Origin of the sequence: Methylobacterium sp. C1 (assembly GCF_001854385.1) — a bacterium.
GTDB lineage: Bacteria > Pseudomonadota > Alphaproteobacteria > Rhizobiales > Beijerinckiaceae > Methylobacterium > Methylobacterium radiotolerans.
This window is the reverse complement of sequence record NZ_CP017640.1, coordinates 473,009-492,158: the sequence shown is the minus strand read 5'-3', so window position 1 is coordinate 492,158 and position 19,150 is coordinate 473,009. Positions and strand designations below refer to the sequence as shown.

Sequence of the window (19,150 nt, the reverse complement as noted above, 5' to 3'; positions counted from 1 at the left end):
GTTGCAATCACCGCCATCCTGTCAGTCCGCCGCGACGACCGGCGGCCACGGCGGCGACCCGCCGATAGACTTGCCCCGGCCGCTGGACCGCGTGTCAGCGTCTGGCGGCGCCGCCGGACGTGTCGCTACGGCATGTGCTTGAACCGGATGATGCTGCGCGACAGCCGGCCGTCATCCCAGTTGGGCATCACGCGCCAAGGGGTCGTGACGTCGGCGTAGTCGCCGTCGATGTGGATGGTGCGACGCTGCTCGGTGCCGACCCATTCGGGTGCCCAGGCCGTCTGCACGCTCGTGACCCACTGGTCGCCCTCGATCCGGTAACGTCCGATATAGGCGACGAGGGTCTTCATCAGCGCGGCCCGCTCGGCGTCGGTGGTCGCGGGCTTGCGCGCGCTGCCCTCGAGGTTGAAGGCGACCCAGCCGTCCTTGGTGAAGATGACGCGTCCGCGCGGCGTGCCGCCCATGGCGTCGATGAGCTTGCCGGTCTCCTTGTCCTCGACCTTGTAGGAGACGAGGTCCCAGGTGCCGACGATCCGGTCCGCCAAGTGCGCGCCCACCACTGCCGCTCCGACATGGTCCGGCGCGGACGCGCTCCAGGCCCGGTCGGCGGCCAGGAGGAGGGGAAGCCACAGGAAAGCGCGGACGGCCGCGGCGGCCGTTCGTTGTGCAGGCATGGTCTCGACCGAGTTTCGCGTGCCGCGGCGCCGGTACGCGCCGCCGCCGCGTTCTGCGGGCCGGCGCGGCCGGTTCCAAGCGCCGCGCGAGCAGTGCTGGTAGACCCTCAGCGCGCTTGCGGCGGTTGCCCCGCGGCGAGCCGTCCTCAGCCGCCGTTTCGGGCCATGCGGGTCGTCACCGTGCCGGCGGCGAGGCTCGGCAGCGGGTCCTGCGTGCCGCTGACGACCACCAGACGCTGCACCTCGCCGCGCAGGAAGGCTTGCAGGAACCGGTCGTAGTCGCGGAACGACACGCAGCCGTTCGAGTCGCCGCGCGGGCCCAGCATGTAGGTGTGCGCCAGCAGGCCGACGCGGCCGTAGACGGCTTCGTTGCCGCCGACCGGCGTGAGGCGGATCGCCCGCACACCGTGGAACGGCCGCTCGCGCTCGGTGAGGTCGTAGGTACCCGGCGGCGTCGGCCCGCGCATCCGCACATTGACGAGGCGCGGATCGTCCAGACCCTCGCCGAGCCCGGAATGGGCCTCCAGGCGTTCGCCGTTCGGCAGGGTCACGGTCTTGGCGGCGATGTTGTAGACCGCGATGCCGGCCGTGGGGCCCGGATCGCGGGTCGGGGCCAGCGGCGGCGAGACGCGCTGCGCCGGCGGCGCGACGTCGGCCGGCTTGCTCTCCAGGGCCGTGTAGGCCAGGGCCGGTCCGCGCTCGATGCCGAACAGCTTCTCGAGGAACGAGCGCTCCTCGGGCTGCGGCGTGGGCTGCGCGGCCGGCGGCAACTCGCGGCGCGCCATGCGCCGCTCGGACCGTCGGGCGAATCCAGGGCCCAAGGGGGCGCGGAATTCGGGCGGACGCGGGATTGGCAGCGGGACGACCACCGCGCTGAGCGGCGTCTCGGCGGCCTGCGTCCCGGGCTGGGAGCCGGCCTCGGCGCCGATCTCGGGCTCGGCTTCGGGCGTCAGCGACGGCGGGGCGATCTGATTCCACGCCCAGCGCGACTGCGGAGCGCCGATGGTCTCGCGGCCGGCATCGGGCGAGCCTGCAGCCCCTAGTTCGGCGGTGGCGGTCTCGGCCCCGTCCTCCGCAGCCGTTGCGGGCACCGGCGCTTCCGTCCGGGGGCTCTCGATTCCGGTCACCGGGACCGGGGCGCGATGCAGGACGCTGCTCCCGAGGGCGGCCATCGTCACGAGGCCGGTGAGCACCGTCAGAGGCGCGAGCCAGGTGTTGCGCGCGTTCCGGGTCTTGGCGCCGTCTAGCGGCACGGATTCGACAGCCATCGCGGTTGCCCATGCTCCTCGTCGCGAGGCGGGGCGTGCCGGCTGCCGCTCTCCGGAAAGGCGGAGACGTCGCGGCGGGCGGTCCGGCCCCGCTCAGAGTGAGACAGCGGGGCCGGGCCGGCTTTTCTGGGGCGACGCGATGATCGATCTTGGCCCGATCGGGACCATTTTCGGGCGCGCCGCCGCAGTTCTCGTAGTTCGAACCGGTCTATCCGTGACCGAAATACTGCTAATCGTTGTCGATCTGGCGCCCGAGCAGAGCGATCGCCTTCTCGTAGACCGGTGCCGCGTTCCAGCCCTGGATGGCCGCGAAGTTCGGCTCGCCGGGCTGGTAGCCCGCGCCGGCCCGCCAGCCATGGGCCTTGAGGAAGTTGGCCGTGGACGACAGGGCCGCACCGACGTTGTTCAGGTCGCCGGTGCCGTAGGCCAACACGTTCTTCGGCAGGAACTGGGTATGGCCGACCTCGCCGTGGGCCGCGCCTCGGGTGTTCGGCGTCAGGAGACCGCGATCGATCAGGGTCAGCGCGGCGTAGAGCTGGTCGGTGAAGTATTCCGAACGGCGGCAATCGTAGGCGAGCGTCGCCACCGCGGAGAGCGTGTTGACGTTGCCGCGGACGGCGCCGAAGCCGGTCTCCATGCCCCAGATCGCCAGGAGCGGGCCCGGCGGCACGCCGTAGCGCTGCTCAATCGAGTCGAAGAGGGCCGCGTTCTGCTGCTTCAGAGCCCGGCCCCGCTTGACGATGGTCGGGCCGCCGCGCTTGGCGAGGAACTGGTCCAGCGACAGCTTGAAGCTGTGCTGGCCCCGGTCCGCCGAGATGGTGGCGGTCGAGTAGGTCGTGTTCTGCAGCGCCGCGAGGCTGGCCGCGCTGGCCCGGCCGCGCGCCTCCTCGGCGAATTGCCGCTTCCACGCATCGAAACCGGCCGCGGTGTTGCCGCACTGCGCGGCCTGCACCTGCCCGGCGCTGAGAGCGATCCCGGCGATGGCCGCGACCGCGATGGTCTGACGCCGCAAATTCTCGATCACGCGAAACACTCCTTCGGCGCGTCGTCGCGCCCTGTCCTGCTGGGGATACCGGGTCACATCTCGTCGATATCAGGGCGAGAAGATGTCGAAGGCGCGACCTTGGGTCTCCTCACCCTCAAATCATCGCGCATCTCCGCATCCGCGACGAGGCCGCAACGGCGAGGTGTTCGGAGCATCGTGAACGCCGCGTGAGCGGCGGGCCAACACGCGGCTGCGCGGACCGCAGCGCGCCAAGATCAGGTTGGCCGCCGGAACGATTAGGTCGCCTTCAACGCAGCCGTTTTGCGTCTCAGATCAGTATGTTGCCAGCAAACCGATTGCAGATATGCGGATTTGATCGATCTGTCACAAGCTTGTCAAACGCGCGACATAGCTTTGCCGGCGGAAAGACTTGGGCGGAGATGCGGCGTGGGGTCGTTGATGGTCCGGGCGGCGATGCATGAACCGAGATCCCGCCTCCCGCGCCTCCGCCCGTCCTGACCGGTCCGCGGCATCGCGCGGCGCCGCCCTGCGACCTTGCGAGCCGGGCGAAGCGGGAGAGCGTCGCCGGCGCAGCGCTGAGCGGCACGACGGCCCGTGATGTGGACCGGGCCCGGGAACGCCAGCCCCAAATCCGCGACCGGCGGTCGGTCCAAGCCACCGTCGCGTCGACCCAGCCTATAACCGAACAGGACGCCCATGGCCCTCGGAATGCACGACACCGGTTCCACGCGCGCGGGCCCGCTCGGGCCCGATCTCGACCGCGACGGCGTCGCCAAGGCCTACGGTCGCTGGGCCCCGGTCTACGACCTGGTCTTCGGGCCCGTTTTCGCGCAGGGCCGCACGCTGGCGGCCGCCGCGGCCGAACGGATCGGCGGCCGGATCCTCGAGGTCGGCGTCGGCACGGGGCTGTCCCTGCCCGCCTACCGGCGCGCCCGCAGCATCGTCGGCATCGACATCTCGGCGCCCATGCTGGAGAAGGCGCGCCAGCGCGTGGCCCGGCTGCGCCTGCGCAACGTCGAGCGCCTCGCCGTCATGGATGCCGAGCAGCTCGACTTCCCGGACGCCGCCTTCGACGTGGTGGTGGCCCAGTACGTCGTCACCGCGGTCCCCAATCCCGAGGCGGCGCTGGACGAGTTCGCCCGGGTGTTGCGCCCCGGCGGCGAGATCGTGATCACCACGCGGATCGGTGCCGAGGCCGGCCTCCGGCGCACGGTGGAGCGCGCCCTCGCACCGGTGACCAGCCGCCTCGGTTGGCGGACCGAGTTCTCCTGGGAGCGCTACGCGGCCTGGGCCGCCGCAGCGCCGGTGGAGATCGTCGAGCGCCGCGCGCTCCCGCCGCTCGGCCACTTCTCCCTCGTCCGCCTGCGCAAGCGCGCCGCCTAGGCACGCATCAGCTTCGACCAGCCCACCACAACCTTCGATCGGGGACGCACATCATGGCGAGCTTTCTCGAGGCGCTGCGCATCCAGCGCTGGGACGACCACCGCTACTACCACCACAACCGCGTCAATCAGAGCTTGCACGTGGTGAGCGCGATCAGCTTCCTGGTGGCCTACGCCCTGGCGTTCAAGGACCCGGCCACGGCGGCCTTGATCGGCTGGCTGGTGGCAATGACGTCCCGGCAGGCCGGCCATCTGTTCTTCGAGCCCAAGGGCTACGACCACGTCAACGACGCGACGCACGAGCACAAAGAGGAGATCAAGGTCGGCTACAACCTGCAGCGCAAGATCGTGCTGCTGGCGATCTGGGCGCTGTCCCCCCTCCCGCTCTACTTCGACCCGAGCCTGTTCGGCCTGATCGCGCCCCATCAGAGCACCGCGGACCTGATCCGCAACGTCGGCTGGATCTGGCTGTGGCTGGCGCTTGCCGGCCTGCTGTTCCGGATGGTCCAGCTCTTCCTGCAGCGCGACGTCCAGACCGGCCTTGTCTGGGTGACCAAGATCCTCACGGACCCGTTCCACGACATCAAGCTCTACCACAAGGCGCCGCTCGCCCTGCTGCACGGCGAACTCGTCGAGGAGCAGGAGCCGCACGAGCGCGGCGCCTGAGATTGGATCCCGGGTGCCGGTCCCGCGCGGCCGGCACTCCAATCAGGCTTGATCCGGCGCGCGCAGACCCAGGCGGTCCCCGAGCCTGCCCAGGCGGACCGCCGCGACCTCGCGCAGGATCGACCGGCGGATCGCTCTGTCGCTCGGCACTTCACCCTCCCACCAGCCATCCGCACGCATAGCCTGAGCCGCCGCCACGAAGCGCGTCGCCACGGCCTCGAAAGCCGCGTCGTCGTAGGCGAGGCTGAAGATCATGCGGCCGGTTCCGACCCACGACAGGGCCAGCCCCTCGGCGCGCAGGTAGAATTGCAGCATCCAGTTGTAGCGCGACGGCTTGGTGTACAGGACCGTCCAAACCGTCGACATGTTGGCGACCCGGACCGGCAGGTCGGCCCCCGCCAGGAGGGTGTTGAGGTGCCGCGCGCGCGCGTCCCAGGTCGCGTCGAGATCGGCGTAGAGCGCGGCCACCGCCGGGCTGTCCAGCCGGTCGAGGAACGCGCCCATCGCGCCCATGACGTAGGGATGGGCGTTGAAGGTGCCCCGCGCGAAGCAGATGTCGACGGGGCGGTCGTCCCTGTACCGCCGCATCAGGTCGGCGCGCCCGCAGAGGACGCCGACGGGCAGGCCGCCGCCGAGAGTCTTGCCGTACGTGACCATGTCGGCGCGCAGGCCGAAATAGGCCTGCGCGCCGCCGCGGGCGAGGCGGAAGCCCATGAAGACCTCGTCGAGGATCAGCACGATGCCCCGGGCGCTGCACACCGACCGGAGTTCGTGGAGCCACTTGGTGTAGGCGGCGCGGTCGAAGGCCGCTCTGCGGCCGCTGTCGACCAGCGCGGAATCGGCCGGCGCCCCGGCATTCGGGTGCATGGCCTGGAGCGGGTTGACCAGGACGCAGGCGACGTCGCGGCGGGTGGCGAGCACCCGCAGCGTCCGCTCGGACATGTCGGCCAGGGTGAGCGTGTCGCGGGTCGGGACCGGGTTGCCGATGCCCGGCTGCACATCGCCCCACCAGCCGTGATAGGCGCCGCACAGGCGCACGATCCGGCGGCGGCCGGTGTGGTAGCGGGCGAGCCGCACCGCCTGCATCACCGCCTCGGTGCCGGACATGTGGAACGAGACCTCGTCGAGGCCCGAGATCGCCCTCAGCCGCGCGACGTTGCCGGTGACGACCGGGTGGAGCGGCCCGAGCACGGGGCCCAGCGCCGAGACCCGCGCGGCACCCTCGTCCAGGCAGGCCCGGTAGAAGTCGACGCCGAACAGGTTCACGCCGTAGGAGCCGGCGAGGTCGTAGAAGACGTTGCCGTCGAGATCCGTGACCGTGACGCCCGACGCGGCGGCCGCGAAGGCGCCGGTGCCGAGATGCGCGCGCACGTGCCGGGCGTACTGGAACGGTACCCGGTAGAGCCCGGTGAACTGGAGGTCCGAGAGCCCGGCGCGGACCGACTCGGTCTCGGCCCGTGTCCTGGCGAAGCGCGCCCGGAACAGGTCGGAGAGCCGCGCGAAGCCGGCCTCGCGGCGGCACGCCACCGCCTCGTCCGGATCGTCCGACCGGAAGAAGGCGCGCTCCGAATAGGAATAGTGCGGGATCAGCCGGGCGACGCGCCGGGCCATGCGGGCGTGGCCGGTGAGCGAGCGGTGCTTCGCCCGCGAGAGCTGCAGGCGTTCGGCCGCCCGTGGCAGCGCGAGAACCGCGGCGGCGGTGGTGGCGGACAGGGTGATGAGGAGCGCGGACATCGCCCCGCGCCCTACCGGAGACGGTTCACGGCATGATGACGGTTGCGGGATCCCGGCTGCGGACACTCCTGGCGCGGATCGGTGCGCAGGAGGATCTCAATTTTCTGCTGACGAACCGTCTGCCGCGCCGCCTGGCGACCCGCTTCATGGGCTGGTTCAGCCGGATCGAGCAGCCGCTGATCCGGGACCTCTCGATCGCGACGTGGCGGCTGTTCTGCGACGTCGATCTCCGCGACGCGCGGGAGACGCGCTTCCCCAGCCTTCACGCCGCCTTCGTGCGGGCCCTGCGCTCAGGCGCCCGGCCGATCGCGGCCGACCCGACTCTGCTGACGAGCCCCAGCGACGCGATCCTGGGGGCCCACGGCCGCATCGAGGCCGGCCGCCTGTACCAGATCAAGGGCCTGTCCTACCGACTCGCCGACCTGCTGGGCGGTGACACAGCGCTGGCGCGCGCCCACGAGGGGGGCTGCTACGCCACCCTGCGCCTGACGGCCGGGATGTACCATCGCTTCCACGCCCCGCACGACCTGCGCGTCGAGTCGGTGCGCCACATCTGGGGCGATACCTGGAACGTGAACCCGATTGCCCTGAAGCGCGTCGAGGCGCTGTTCTGCAGGAACGAGCGCGCCGTCCTGCGCCTGCGCCTCGCTCCGGGCGGGCACGCGGTGACGCTGGTGCCGGTGGCGGCCATCCTCGTTGCCGGTCTGCGCCTCGGCTTCCTGCCCGAGGGGCTCAATCTGCGCGAGACCGGGGGACGGCGCATTCCCACCGCGGCCCGGCTCGCGAAGGGCGCCGAGATGGGCTGGTTCGAGCACGGTTCCACCATCGTGGTGCTGGCGCCCGCCGGCTTCGAGCTCTGCCCGGGGCTCGCCGTCGGATCGATCCTACGGGTCGGCGCGCCCCTGATGCGCCTGCCGCAGCCTCCCGGATCGCCCGGCGGCTGAGCGCGCCGCCTCAGGCTGCCTGAACCGCCGCGAGGAATCCCGCGACCGCGGCGTTCAGGGTCTCCGATTGCCGCGACAGGGCGGTGGCCGCGTCCAGCGCCGCGGCCGCGGTCCGGCCGGTCTCGCCGGCGGCCTGCGTGATGGTTCCGATCGTGACCGTGACCGCCCGCGTGCCGTCGGCGGCTTGGCTGACGTTCCGCACGATCTCCTGCGTCACCGCCTCCTGCTCTTCCATCGAGGCCGCCACGCTCGTCGCGATGGTCCGAAGGTCCAGGACGGACGCGGTGATCGCCTGGATGACGTCGACGGCGCGGTGCGTCTCCTTCTGGATCGTCGCGACCTGATCGGAGATCGTCTCGGTCGCTCGGACGGTCTGGGCCGCCAGCTCCTTCACCTCGGTGGCGACGACCGCGAAGCCGCGACCCGCGTCTCCGGCGCGGGCCGCCTCGATGGTGGCATTGAGCGCGAGCAGGTTCGTCTGCGCGGCGATCCCGGCGATCAGGCTGATCACGGTGCCGATCCGCTCGGCGCCGTCGGCGAGGCTCATCACGAGGGTGTTGGTCTCCGTCGCCTCGGCCGCCGCGCGCTGGGCCATGTCCGAGGAGCGCGTGATCTGGCCGTTGATGACCCCGATCGACGTCGCCAGTTCCTCGCTGGCCGCCGCGACGGTCTGCACGTGGACCGAGGTCTGCTCGGCCGCCGAAGAGACCTGGAGCAACTGCGTCGCGGTCTGTCCGGCGTTCCGGTCCATGGTCGCGGCGGCACTTTCCATGGCCCCGGCGCTGGTCGCTAACGCCGCAGTCAGGCCCTCCATCTGCTGGCGGAACGTCCGCGTGGCGCGGTCCATGGTCTCGGCGCGGCGCGCTTTCGCGGCCGCCTCGGTGGCGGCGGCCACATCCGCCGCGCGCTTCGCGACGAGCGCATCCTTGAAGACCTGGACAGCCTTGACCATCGCGCCGATCTCGTCGCCACGGTCCGCGCCGTCGATCCGCGCATCGAGGTCGCCCGCGGCGAGACGGGTCATCGTCGCCGTCGTCCGGCCGATCGGGCGGGTGACTTGGGTGAGGATCACACGGACGCCGTACCCGACCGCTAGGGCGGCGCCGGCCAGTGTCGCCAAGAGCAGCATCCGCAGGCGCTGCGCCATCGCGTCCGCGCGTTCGAACTCGGCGCGGGCCTCGCGGACCTGCAGGTCGGACAGCTCGCCGATGGTCGCCGTTGTCGGGCTCATCGCCCGGAGGAGATCGATCCGGGACGCGGTCACAGCGTCAAGGTCCCCGTTCGTCAAGGCGCGGACGAGGTCGGCCACGATCGCCGCGTCGCGGTCGAATCGCGGCGTCAGCTTCGCGACGAGCTGTGTCTCCTCGGGCGTGAGATACGTGGTCAGGTAGGCGGCCCAGGCTTCCTTCGCCCGTGCCAGCTGGTGATCGAGGATCGTCACGGCTTCGGCCGCCTGTATCGCGTGGACCTCGAAATCTCGCGTCGCGGTGAGGATGGCATCGAAAGCATCGCGCATCGTGCCGAACTGGCTGAGCGGCATGACTCTGTCGGCGTAGATCGATTCGAGACCCCTGAAATTTTTATAGAGCGCGTAATTACTGAGCCCTGCTGATCCTATGAGGAGTGTACCCAGTACGGCGAGAAGTGCGAATAGCCTGCCCTTGATCGTGTTAATCATCGATGGCGACCGTATCGTTGTCGGAGCTCTGAGCGACGATGGCGGTCTAACACTCTGCCTGTGCAGTTCAAGATGTTTCTGGTGTCTTGGAATAGAAAATCAGTACCGTATCTGCGAGGTTGGCTCCGATATTATCTGGCAAATTACGTTTTTGTTGCAGTAACGATCTGAGCAATAAATCGATGGTGCGTGCAATGCTAATTCTGTTCCTCGGGTCGACGTTGGAGCCCGGGGGGTTCAGGTGATGCATCTCGTTCGATGCTGGGGGTGGCGCGAATGCCGCGCAGCCGCGCCGATACGCGCTCGCGAACATCTGTTCAGGACGCTGTCCTGATGGACTTCTCTGGATCGCGTGATTGGAGCATGCCGGCCTCGACCGGCGCGCTGGAGCGCCGTCGCGATCAGCGCACGCGCGGCGGCTGGGAGCGCCGCGTTGTGCCCGAAGATCCGCTGGCGTGGAGCGTCTTCAGCCGGACTGGGCGGTAGCCCGACCGCGAGCAGGTTCTTCAGCCAGGAGCATGCCGGCACCGCGTCGAGCCGCGAATATCGCCCCGCCATCTACGGAGCGAAGTCCCGCTGTAGCCCGGCGTACAGACCCTCGAGTGACGGGCCGCGTTCGACGACGGGGCCAGCCGCTCAGCGCTGTACCGCCTCGATATCATCCTCGTAGATCGAGTCCGGCTGGCAGGCGTGCCATTCCTTCTTCTCGTCCGCCTGTCCTTTGCGGCCCCAGCAATAGCCCGCCTGAGCCAAGCGCCCACTCAGCCGATCGCGCAGCCGACACTGCTCCCGGACGATGGCCGGATCCCCGGTGCCCTCACAGGCCCGCGCGGCGTTCGCCTCGGCCGTCAGCAACTCGGGAATGGTTGGAAGCTGCTGCTGGGCGCGCGCGCCCGTGGCAGCGAAGACCAGAGCGAGGACGGCGAGATCAGCGCGCATGGGGCGCAGGATAGACGCGCGTCGGCATCCGGCAATTGCAGGACGCTCCGCACTCCGGCGTTTTCTGGGTGGGGGCTCGCCGCGCCCAGGGCCGCCGCCTCGGCCGCGACGCCGATCCGACCGCACCCGGCATCGATCGACTTCCCTGTCCGCCTCGCGATCGGCCATCACCCCTTGGCGGCCGCGCGGACATGCGCGAACAGACCGCTCCCGCCGCGCTCGATATCCTCGCGCACCGCATCCCGGGCCGCGACCGGGTCGCGGTCGCGCAAGGCGTCGATGATGCGCCGATGAGGGTGCGGTTCCCAGTCGGGGACGCCGTCGTCGTAGAGGTGCGAGAGGATCGGGCCGCAGCGCACCCACAGGAGTTCGACGATCTCGTACAGGATCGGCATCTGCCCGATCTTGCACAGCGTCAGGTGAAACTCGGTGTTGACGTTCACCGCGCGCGCGAAGTCGCGGCTCGCGTGGCATTGCGAGATCTGCGCGTGGATCGCCTCCAGCACGTCGACCTCGGCCGATTCTCTGGCAGCCCCAGCGGCGGCGGCACGTCCCTCGAGATCGGTGCGGATCGCGCGGATCTCCAGGAGCTGATCCAGGGTCAGCCGAGGCACGACGACGCTGCCGCGCGCGTCGAGCGCGAGGGCCTTCTCGGCGACGAGCTTGAGCAGGGCCTCGCGCATGGGCGTCGCGCTGATGCCGAAGCGGGCCGACATCGGGCGAAGGCGCAGGCGCGTATCGGGTCGCAGCTGTCCGCGCATCAGCGCGAGGCGCAGCTCGCGGTAGGCCCGCTCGCTGAGGCTCTCCTTGACAATCGGACGAACCCAATCCGGCATGATTTCGCCGGTTTCCAGTTCGGACGCCGAGGCGCTTGACATATTCCTCCCCTTGGTCCGATGTCCGTTATAACAAATAACGGAATGCGTCGACGGCACGTACCGTAGGGCATGCCGCCGGGCCGAGAGGCTCGGCGGGAGACAGGGGACGGAAATGCTCGCGTTGCGCAAGGCGACGGCCGACTTCGGGGCTGACCTCGTCCACGTCGATGCACCCACCACTCCGGGGGCTGGCCGCGTGACCGTCACGGTCGCCGCGGCCGGCATCTGCGGCAGCGACATCCACGCCTACGAGTGGACCCCCGGCTACGGGTTCATGATCCCCTTCATGCCGGTCACCCTCGGCCACGAGTTCGCCGGGACGGTCCGCGCCGTGGGAGACGGCGTGACCGGGCTCGCTGTCGGCGACCGGGTCACCTGCTGCCCGACAGTGCCGCGCGGCGGCTGCGCGGCCTGCGCGCCGAGCGGCCGCAGGATTGCCAGGGAAGGCGAGTCGTCGGCCTGCACGCGGACGGGGCCTTCGCCGAGCAGGTCGTCGTTCCGGCCGATAATTGCCGCCGCCTGCCCGACGGGATGCCGCTGGCCGTCGCGGCGCTGGCCGAGCCGCTGGCGGTCGCGGTCAACGCGGTGGACGTGGCGGAGGTCGGGCCGGGCGACCGTGTGGCGGTGCTCGGCCCGGGCCCGATCGGCCTCTGCATCGCGTTCGTGGCGCAGCACCGGGGCGCGGACGTGCTGCTCGCCGGTCTCGACGACACCGCGCGCCTCGACCTCGCTCGACGAATCGGCATCCGCGCGACGGCCGATCTCGCCGGCGTCGGCCTGGACGACGCCGTCCGGCGCACCTTCGACGGGGAGGCTGACCGGGTGATCGAGGCGACGGGATCCGCCCGATCGGTGGTCGACGGGATGGGCGTGCTGCGTTCCGGCGGCGTGATGGTGGTGGCCGGCATCCACTCCGGATCCCTCGACCTCGACCTGACGGGTTTCGTGCGCAGCAAGAAGCAGCTGCGCGCGGCCCACGACACGACGGCGCGCGCCTTCGACGCCGCGATCGCGCTCCTCGCGGACCATGCCGGGACGTTGAGGGCGCTGATCACGCACCGTCGTCCCCTCGCGGAAGCCTGGGCGGCGTTCGATCTGGCGCGGAGCCGGCAGGCCATCAAGGTGCTGCTTCTTCCCGAAGCGGCGGGGAGCCAGGGGGCCGAGCGATGAGCACCACGATGCGAGCCGTGATCGCCGTCGGGCAGGGCGGCCCCGAGGTCCTCCGGATCGTCGAGCGACCGCGCCCCGAGCCGGGCGAGGGACAACTGCTCGTGCGGGTCGAGTCCGCGGGCATCAACCGGCCGGACGTGATGCAGCGCGAGGGCCGCTACCCGCCGCCGCCCGGCGCCTCCGACGTGCTGGGGCTCGAACTCGCCGGCATCGTGGAGGCGCTCGGATCCGGTGCCGGGCGCTTCCGAACCGGTGATCGGGTGATGGCGCTGGTCCATAGCGGCGCCTACGCCGAGTGGGCCGTCGTCGACGAGGGGGTCGCGCTGAAGGTGCCGGACGGCCTCCCGGCGATCGAGGCGGGGGCGATCCCCGAGACCTACTTCACCGTCTGGAGCAACGTGTTCGAGCGTGCCCGGCTAAGGGCGGGCGAGAGCCTGCTGATCCACGGCGGCGCCTCGGGGATCGGCACCACCGCGATCCTGCTGGCGAAGGCTTGGGGCGCCCGCGTGATCGTGACCGCGGGCTCGTCCGAGAAATGCGCGGCCTGCCTCAGGCTCGGCGCGGACGCCGCGATCGACTATCGGCGGGAGGATTTCGTCGCCGCGGCCCGGGCCGCCACCGACGGGGGCGGGCCCGACGTGATCCTCGACATGGTCGGCGGCCCCTACATCGCCCGCAACCTCGACGCCGTGGCGGTCGACGGGCGCATCGCCCAGATCGCCTTCCAGCAGGGCTCGCGGGTGACGGAGATCGATCTCCAGCCTCTCCTGACGAAGCGGGTGACGCTGACGGGCTCGACGCTGCGGGCTCGCCCGGTCGCCCTGAAGGCCCGCCTGGCCGAGGCCCTCGCGGAGCACGTCCTGCCGCTGCTCGCGGCCGGGCGCGCGCGGCCACCGATCGATTCCGTGTTCGCGTTCGACCGGGTGGCTGAAGCCCATGCCCGCATGGATGGGGGCCAGCAAGTCGGGAAGATCGTCCTCTCGATCAGTGACGCCGCGCGGGGGAGCCGCTGATGTCCGAGATGTCCGAGCGCGCCAACATGACCGGCGCCCACGCCCTGGCCGCGGCGCTCCACCGGCACGGGGTCCGCGACGTGTTCGGCCAGAGCATCCCCTCGGCGCTGTTCCTGGCCGCGCCGCACCACGGCATCCGCCAGATCGGCTACCGCACCGAGAACGCGGGCGCCGCCATGGCCGACGCCTACGCGCGGATCTCGGGCCGGGTCGCGGTGGTCGCCGCCCAGAACGGTCCCGCCGCCACCCTGCTGGTGCCGGGCCTCGCGGAAGCGCTGAAGGCATCCGTACCGGTGTTGGCCATCGTCCAAGACGTTCACCGGCAATTCACGGACCGGAACGCCTTCCAGGAACTCGATCACCTCGCCCTGTTCGCGGGCGTCGCCAAGTGGGTCCGCCGGGTCGCGGTCGCCGAGCGCATCGACGACTACGTCGACATGGCCTTCGCGGCCGCGGCCTCCGGGCGGCCCGGTCCGGCGGTGCTGCTGGTGCCCCTGGACCTGCTCGACGAGCGGCCGGATTTCGAGGCCTCGGCACCGCGCCGAGCGGCCAGCCTCGGCACCTTCCCCCTCGACCGCACGGTCGCCGACCCGGCCGGGATCGCGGAGGCCGCGGACCTGATCGCTGGGGCGCGGCGCCCCCTCGTGATCGCGGGCGGCGGTGTCCATTCCTCCGGCGCCTATTCGGAACTCGGCGCGCTGCAGAGCCTCGGACTGCCGGTCGCCACCACGGTGATGGGCAAGGGCGCCGTCGCCGAGACCGACCCGCTCTCCGTCGGCGTCGTCGGCTACTTCATGGCGCCGCGGGCGCGCTCGTCCCACCTGCGCGCGCTCGTCACGGAGGCCGACGTCGTCCTCCTCGTGGGCAACCGCACCAATCAGAACGGCACCGACAGCTGGTCGCTCTACCCGGCAGGCGCCCGATTCATCCATCTCGACGTGGACGGGGGCGAGGTCGGCCGCAATTACGAGTCCCTCCGCCTCGTTGGCGATGCCAAGCTGACCCTCGCTTCCCTCGCCGAGGTCCTTCGGCAACGCGACCTGTCCGGTCTGAAAGGCCGCCGCGCGGCGCTCGCCGACACCATCGCCCGCGCCCGCGAGGCCCAGGCCGGCGACATGGCCCGCCTCGTCGACATGGAGGCCACCCCGATCCGACCCGAGCGGATCATGGCCGAGATCGACGCGGTGACGACGCCCGAGACCGTCGTCGTCGCCGACGCGAGCTACGCCTCGATCTGGATCGCCAACTTCCTCACGGCGCGGAGGGCCGGCCAGCGCTTCCTCACCCCGCGCGGCATCGCCGGACTCGGATGGGGCCTGCCCTTCGCCCTCGGCGCCAAGGTCGCTCGCCCGGACGCGCCCGTGATCTGCGTGACCGGCGACGGCGGCTTCGGCCACGTCTGGTCGGAGCTGGAGACGGCGCGGCGCATGCGGCTGCCGGTCATCGTCGTCGTCCTGAACAACCAGATCCTCGGCTACCAGAAGCACGCGGAGCTGAGCCTGTTCGGCGACTTCACCGACGTCTGCGACTTCGAGGCGGTGGACCATGCCGCGATCGCCCGCGCCTGCGGCTGCGCCGGGACGCGCGTCGAGCGCCCCGGAGATCTCGCGCCGGCGCTGCGCGACGCACTCGCGAACGACGCCGTCACGGTGATCGACGTGATCACCGACCAGCGCGCCTACCCGCCGATCACCAGCTTCGAGGGCAAGGACGCCCTCGCCTACTGACGCCCCCGACTGGCCCCGACGAGAAGGCGCACGAAGCGCCGGGCCGACGACTGACACGGGAGGAAACGATGAGAGTTCTGGCGCGTGCACTCGCCGCCGCCCTCGTGCTGGGCGCCGCGGCCCAGGCGACGGCCGAGACGCCTGGAACATCGTCGGCGGCTACGCCGGCCAGCGCTCCCTCGGCCAAGGCATATTCTACGGCCTCGGCGCCTATTGCGGCATGCTGCTCGTCGGTGCCGGGATCAGCCCGTGGATCGGCATCGTGGCCGGCGCCGCACTCGCCGTGCTAGTGGCGCTGGCGATCAGCTTCCCGTGCTTCCGGCTGCACGGACCGTCCTTCTCGCTGGCGACGATCGCCTTCCTCGAAGTTTTCCGCGTGCTGGCCCTCCATTTCCGGGACCTGACCGGGGGTGCCACGGGACTGGTGATCCCGCTGAAGTTCGGCTGGGCCTGGATGATGTTCCGCGATCGCTGGCCACCGCTGGCCATCGCCTTCGGGCTCCTGCTGCTGACACTCGCGATCGCGTGGTGGATGCGGGCGCACCGGATCGGCTTCCACCTCGTCGCGACCCGCGAGCGGGAATCGGCCGCCCACGCGGCGGGCGTGCGCACGGTGCGCGTGCGGCTCATCGCCGTGGCCGTGTCGGGGGCGCTCACCGCCATGGTCGGCACCTTCCACGCCATGTACCTGACCTTCATCGAGCCGGCGGCGATGTTCTCGCTGACCCTGTCGATCCAGATCGCGATGTTCGCGCTGATCGGCGGCCTCGGCACGGTGTTCGGGCCGCTGCTCGGCGCGAAGGCCCTAGGGCTGCACGGCCTCGTCTACGGCCTTGTGCTGGTGCTCGTCGTCCTGTTCCTGCCCAACGGCCTGATGGGGCTCGTCACCCGCTTCGCGCGGTCCGGCGCCGGCGGTCGCGGCGTGAAGGCCGGTGCTGTTCCGGCCGCGCCGCGCGCCGCGGAACGGCCGCCGGTCGGCGAGGCCGTCCTCCGGGTCGAGGGCCTTCAGAAGCGCTTCGGCGGCCTGCACGTCACCAACGACGTCGGCTTCACCCTCCGGGAGGGCGAGATCCTGGGTCTGATCGGCCCGAACGGGGCCGGCAAGACCACCGTCTTCAACATGATCTCGGGCTTCCTCAAGCCCGACGCCATAACGGTGAGCGTGCGCGCGCCGGACGGGACGTGGCAGCATCCGGGCCAAACGGCGGATTTCGCGACGCTCGGCGTCGGCCGCACCTTCCAGATCGTGCAGCCCTTCGCCGCCATGACGGTCGAGGAGAACATCATGGTCGGCGCCTTCCACCGCCACCGCGACGTCCGCGAAGCGCGGGCGGTCGCGCGCGAGACCGCCGAGCGAATGGGGCTCGCGCCGTGGCTCGGAAGCGAGGCGCGCGGTCTCACCATCGGCGGTTTCAAGCGGCTCGAGGTCGCCCGCGTGATGGCGATGCGCCCGCGCGTGCTGCTCCTCGACGAGCTGATGGCCGGCATCAATCAGATCGACGTGCGCCGCGCCATCGATCTGATGCTGTCGATCCGCGATACCGGCGTCAGCATCATCGCGATCGAGCACGTCATGCAGGCGGTGATGGCGCTCTCCGACCGGGTGATCGTCCTGAGTTCCGGGCAGATCATCGCCCAGGGAAGCCCGCAGGACGCGGTCCGCTACCCGGCCGTGATCGAGGCTTATCTCGGCAAAGAGTTCGCCCATGCTCACGCTTGAGCGCGTGGATGCCGGCTACGGCGCGACCAGCATCCTGCACGCCGCCTCGCTGGAGGTGCGCGCCGGCGAGGTGGTGACGATCGTCGGCGCCAACGGTGCCGGCAAGACGACGACGCTGCGGACCATCGCGGGCTTCGTGACGCCGACGCACGGCCGGATCCTGTTCGAGGATGAGGACGTCACCCGGCTCTCAGGCCACGAGATGGTGGCGCGGGGCGTCACCCTGATCCCGGAGGGGCGCCAGCTCTTCCCCGAGATGACGGTGCGGGAGAACCTGCTGATGGGCGCCTACCGCCGCGCCGCGCGCGAGCGCCAGTCGGAGACGCTCGCGGACGTCCTCGACCTGTTCCCGCGGGTGCGCGAGCGCCTCGACCAGAACGCCGGCTCCCTGTCCGGGGGCGAGCAGCAGATGGTGGCCATCGCCCGCGGGATGATGGCGCGTCCCAAGCTCCTGATGTTCGACGAGCCCTCCCTCGGCCTCGTGCCGATCGTGGTGGCGCAGGTCTTCGCGGTGGTCAACCGGATCGCGAGGACCGGCGCCACCGTGCTGATCGTCGAGCAGAACGTGTTCCACACGCTGCAGGTCGCCGACCGGGGCTACGTGCTGGAGAACGGCGAGATCGTCCTCGCCGACGCGTCCGCGGCCCTGCTCGACAACGACCACGTCCGCCGCACCTATCTGGGGATCTGAGATGACCGAGCGGCAGACCAATCCCGAGGCGATCGCGCGGCGCCCGAGCCACGCCGGCCGGCGCGTCCTCGTCACGGGGGCTGGCCGCGGGATCGGCCGGGCGATCGCGGAGGGATTCGGTTCGCGCGGTGCCCTGGTGGGCGTCGCCGACCTGAACCCGGACGACGTTGCGTCGACGGTCGCGGCCATCGAGTCGGCGGGCGGCCGCGCCCTGCCGCTGCAGCTCGACGTCGCCGACCATGCGGCAGTCAAGACGGCCGTGTCGGAGGCCGCCGCCGCGATGGGCGGCGCCTTCGATACGGTCATCAACAATGCCGGCATCTCGCCGAAGCACGACGGGGCGGCCCACCGGGTTTGGGAGATGGATCCGGCGGAGTGGAACCGCGTCGTCGCGGTCAACCTGACGGGGGCGTTCAACACCGTCCGCGCGCTGACGCCGGCGATGTGCGCGGCCGGGCGCGGCTGGATCGTCAACATGTCGTCGGTGGCGGGCAAGACCCACTCGCCGATCGTCGCCTGCCACTACGCGGCGTCGAAGGCCGGGCTGATCGGGCTCACCAAGCACCTCGCGGCGGAGCTCGGCCCGTTCGGCATCCGCGTCAACGCGATCGCGCCCGGCCGCATCGAGACCCCGATGGTCCGGGCGGTGGGCCGCGCCGTCAACGACGAGCAGGTTCGCCTGACCCCGATGGGCCGCCTCGGCGCCCCCGAGGAGGTCGCGGATCTCGCCCTCTATCTGACCTCCGCCGAGGCCAGCTTCGTCACCGGACAGACCGTCGACGTCGCCGGCGGCCTCTACATGACGTGAGCCGGAGCCGGTCAGGACAGACATGGACGGGAGTACGGCCATGAACAGCGCGCTCACGGCAGCCGGGATCACCGGACGGACCCGGGTCTACGGGATCCTGGCTGACCCGATCTACCACGTGAAGGCGCCCGAGGTGATGGGGGCGCTCTTCGCCCGTCACGGCGTGGACGGCGTCCTCGTCCCGCTGCACGTGACGGCGGACGGCCTGGCCGCGGTGGTGGACGGGCTCAGGCACCTGCGCAATTTCGGCGGCTTCATCGCCACGGTCCCGCACAAGACGGCGATGACCGGCCTGTGCGACGCGCTCACCCGCGAGGCCGAGCAGATCGGGGCCGTCAACTGCGTCCGACGGGATGCGGACGGGCGCATGATCGGCACGATGCTGGACGGGATCGGATTCGTCGAGGCGCTGCGCGTCTCCGGCCTGGAACCGCGCGGCCGAAATGTTGCCCTCGCGGGGGCCGGCGGCGCGGCGAGCGCCATCGCCTTCGCGCTTGCGGCGGCGGGCGTGGCGCGCCTGACCATCCTTAACCGCACCGCCGACCGCGCCGAGGCGCTGGCGGCGCGCCTGCGCGCCGCCTACCCTGCCCTCGCGATCGCCGTGGAGGGCATCCAGGCGGAGCACGACCTCCTCGTCAACGGCACGTCGCTCGGCATGCGCCCGCAGGACGCCGCCCCCTTCGATCTGACCGCCCTCCACGCCGGCCAGTTCGTCGCCGAGGCGATCATGGATCCGGAGACCACGCCGCTCCTCGCCGCCGCGCTGGCGGCCGGCTGCCGCATTCAGAAGGGGCTACCGATGCTGGAGTGCCAGATCGCCCTCATGGCCCGCCACATGGGCGCCCTCTGAGG

The 19,150-nt window shown here is 71.0% G+C and carries 15 protein-coding genes and 2 pseudogenes; 10 read left to right on the top strand and 7 right to left on the bottom strand.

Translation table 11 applies throughout. The features are described 5' to 3' along the window. Positions 1-125: 125 nt before the first annotated feature. The 3 genes from BKE41_RS02180 to BKE41_RS02170 form a co-directional block, all read right to left on the bottom strand. A complete protein-coding gene (locus tag BKE41_RS02180) occupies positions 126-674 on the bottom strand; it encodes a lipocalin-like domain-containing protein (RefSeq protein WP_076727932.1) in 549 nt (182 codons plus the stop codon). 146 nt (positions 675-820) lie between these two features. Further along, a complete protein-coding gene (locus tag BKE41_RS02175; protein ID WP_063111976.1) occupies positions 821-1,942 on the bottom strand; it encodes a tlde1 domain-containing protein in 1,122 nt (373 codons plus the stop codon). A 229-nt stretch (positions 1,943-2,171) separates the two neighbouring features. Continuing rightward, positions 2,172-2,966, bottom strand: coding sequence for a lytic transglycosylase domain-containing protein (locus BKE41_RS02170; RefSeq protein ID WP_012317367.1), 795 nt, complete (start codon positions 2,964-2,966; stop codon positions 2,172-2,174). A 678-nt stretch (positions 2,967-3,644) separates the two neighbouring features. Here BKE41_RS02170 and BKE41_RS02165 point away from each other — a divergent pair. Continuing rightward, entirely contained in the window at positions 3,645-4,331 is a 687-nt protein-coding gene (locus BKE41_RS02165; RefSeq protein WP_043073067.1) for a methyltransferase domain-containing protein, read from the top strand. 53 nt (positions 4,332-4,384) lie between these two features. Next, positions 4,385-4,996: a membrane protein gene (locus BKE41_RS02160; protein ID WP_024827637.1), complete on the top strand. Its 612-nt coding sequence runs from the start codon at positions 4,385-4,387 to the stop codon at positions 4,994-4,996. Positions 4,997-5,038: 42 nt separating this feature from the next. Here the strand turns inward: BKE41_RS02160 and BKE41_RS02155 are convergent, their stop codons facing one another. Continuing rightward, on the bottom strand, positions 5,039-6,730 hold the full coding sequence (locus tag BKE41_RS02155) for an aminotransferase class III-fold pyridoxal phosphate-dependent enzyme (protein WP_070998423.1): 1,692 nt from the start codon (positions 6,728-6,730) through the stop codon (positions 5,039-5,041). Between the two features lie 32 nt (positions 6,731-6,762). Here BKE41_RS02155 and asd point away from each other — a divergent pair, with 32 nt between their 5' ends. Further along, positions 6,763-7,674 carry an archaetidylserine decarboxylase gene (asd, locus tag BKE41_RS02150; RefSeq protein ID WP_029358463.1) on the top strand — a complete coding sequence of 304 codons (912 nt, stop codon included), beginning with the start codon at positions 6,763-6,765 and terminating at the stop codon, positions 7,672-7,674. Between the two features lie 10 nt (positions 7,675-7,684). Here the strand turns inward: asd and BKE41_RS02145 are convergent, their stop codons facing one another. The 3 genes from BKE41_RS02145 to BKE41_RS02135 form a co-directional block, all read right to left on the bottom strand. Next, entirely contained in the window at positions 7,685-9,352 is a 1,668-nt protein-coding gene (locus BKE41_RS02145) for a methyl-accepting chemotaxis protein (protein WP_070998421.1), read from the bottom strand. Positions 9,353-9,988: 636 nt separating this feature from the next. Continuing rightward, positions 9,989-10,291 carry a hypothetical protein gene (locus BKE41_RS02140; RefSeq protein ID WP_012317361.1) on the bottom strand — a complete coding sequence of 101 codons (303 nt, stop codon included), beginning with the start codon at positions 10,289-10,291 and terminating at the stop codon, positions 9,989-9,991. Positions 10,292-10,458: 167 nt separating this feature from the next. Further along, complete coding sequence (locus BKE41_RS02135; protein WP_070998419.1) at positions 10,459-11,127, bottom strand: GntR family transcriptional regulator; 669 nt, start codon at positions 11,125-11,127, stop codon at positions 10,459-10,461. A gap of 154 nt (positions 11,128-11,281) precedes the next feature. Between BKE41_RS02135 and BKE41_RS32545 the strand changes: the two are divergent. The 7 genes and pseudogenes from BKE41_RS32545 (at position 11,282) to BKE41_RS02100 (ending at position 19,148) form a co-directional block, all read left to right on the top strand. Next, positions 11,282-12,339, top strand: a pseudogene (locus tag BKE41_RS32545) (alcohol dehydrogenase catalytic domain-containing protein). Further along, entirely contained in the window at positions 12,336-13,352 is a 1,017-nt protein-coding gene (locus BKE41_RS02125) for an NAD(P)H-quinone oxidoreductase (RefSeq protein WP_070998417.1), read from the top strand. Before BKE41_RS32545 ends, BKE41_RS02125 begins: the two are co-directional and overlap by 4 nt. Continuing rightward, on the top strand, positions 13,352-15,079 hold the full coding sequence (locus BKE41_RS02120; protein ID WP_070998415.1) for an acetolactate synthase catalytic subunit: 1,728 nt from the start codon (positions 13,352-13,354) through the stop codon (positions 15,077-15,079). Before BKE41_RS02125 ends, BKE41_RS02120 begins: the two co-directional genes overlap by 1 nt. A gap of 139 nt (positions 15,080-15,218) precedes the next feature. Continuing rightward, positions 15,219-16,799: pseudogene (locus tag BKE41_RS02115) on the top strand (branched-chain amino acid ABC transporter ATP-binding protein/permease); the annotation flags it as partial. After that, positions 16,786-17,490 carry an ABC transporter ATP-binding protein gene (locus BKE41_RS02110; RefSeq protein ID WP_070998411.1) on the top strand — a complete coding sequence of 235 codons (705 nt, stop codon included), beginning with the start codon at positions 16,786-16,788 and terminating at the stop codon, positions 17,488-17,490. The pseudogene BKE41_RS02115 and the gene BKE41_RS02110, both read left to right, overlap by 14 nt. Position 17,491: 1 nt before the next feature. Continuing rightward, the gene (gene fabG / locus BKE41_RS02105; RefSeq protein ID WP_053620307.1) at positions 17,492-18,298 is read left to right on the top strand and encodes a 3-oxoacyl-ACP reductase FabG; all 807 of its coding nucleotides are present in this window, start codon (positions 17,492-17,494) and stop codon (positions 18,296-18,298) included. Positions 18,299-18,338: 40 nt separating this feature from the next. Further along, positions 18,339-19,148 (top strand): shikimate dehydrogenase, encoded by an 810-nt coding sequence (locus tag BKE41_RS02100; RefSeq protein WP_053620308.1) that lies wholly within the window; start codon positions 18,339-18,341, stop codon positions 19,146-19,148. Positions 19,149-19,150 lie beyond the last annotated feature (2 nt).

Coding starts and splice junctions, on each gene's coding strand:
- BKE41_RS02180 (WP_076727932.1), bottom strand. CDS start 674: ATGCCTGCACAACGAACGGCCGCCGCGGCCGTCCGCGCTTTCCTGTGG.
- BKE41_RS02175 (WP_063111976.1), bottom strand. CDS start 1,942: ATGGCTGTCGAATCCGTGCCGCTAGACGGCGCCAAGACCCGGAACGCG.
- BKE41_RS02165 (WP_043073067.1), top strand. CDS start 3,645: ATGGCCCTCGGAATGCACGACACCGGTTCCACGCGCGCGGGCCCGCTC.
- BKE41_RS02160 (WP_024827637.1), top strand. CDS start 4,385: ATGGCGAGCTTTCTCGAGGCGCTGCGCATCCAGCGCTGGGACGACCAC.
- BKE41_RS02155 (WP_070998423.1), bottom strand. CDS start 6,730: ATGTCCGCGCTCCTCATCACCCTGTCCGCCACCACCGCCGCCGCGGTT.
- asd (WP_029358463.1), top strand. CDS start 6,763: ATGATGACGGTTGCGGGATCCCGGCTGCGGACACTCCTGGCGCGGATC.
- BKE41_RS02145 (WP_070998421.1), bottom strand. CDS start 9,352: ATGATTAACACGATCAAGGGCAGGCTATTCGCACTTCTCGCCGTACTG.
- BKE41_RS02140 (WP_012317361.1), bottom strand. CDS start 10,291: ATGCGCGCTGATCTCGCCGTCCTCGCTCTGGTCTTCGCTGCCACGGGC.
- BKE41_RS02135 (WP_070998419.1), bottom strand. CDS start 11,127: ATGCCGGATTGGGTTCGTCCGATTGTCAAGGAGAGCCTCAGCGAGCGG.
- BKE41_RS02125 (WP_070998417.1), top strand. CDS start 12,336: ATGAGCACCACGATGCGAGCCGTGATCGCCGTCGGGCAGGGCGGCCCC.
- BKE41_RS02120 (WP_070998415.1), top strand. CDS start 13,352: ATGTCCGAGATGTCCGAGCGCGCCAACATGACCGGCGCCCACGCCCTG.
- BKE41_RS02110 (WP_070998411.1), top strand. CDS start 16,786: ATGCTCACGCTTGAGCGCGTGGATGCCGGCTACGGCGCGACCAGCATC.
- fabG (WP_053620307.1), top strand. CDS start 17,492: ATGACCGAGCGGCAGACCAATCCCGAGGCGATCGCGCGGCGCCCGAGC.
- BKE41_RS02100 (WP_053620308.1), top strand. CDS start 18,339: ATGAACAGCGCGCTCACGGCAGCCGGGATCACCGGACGGACCCGGGTC.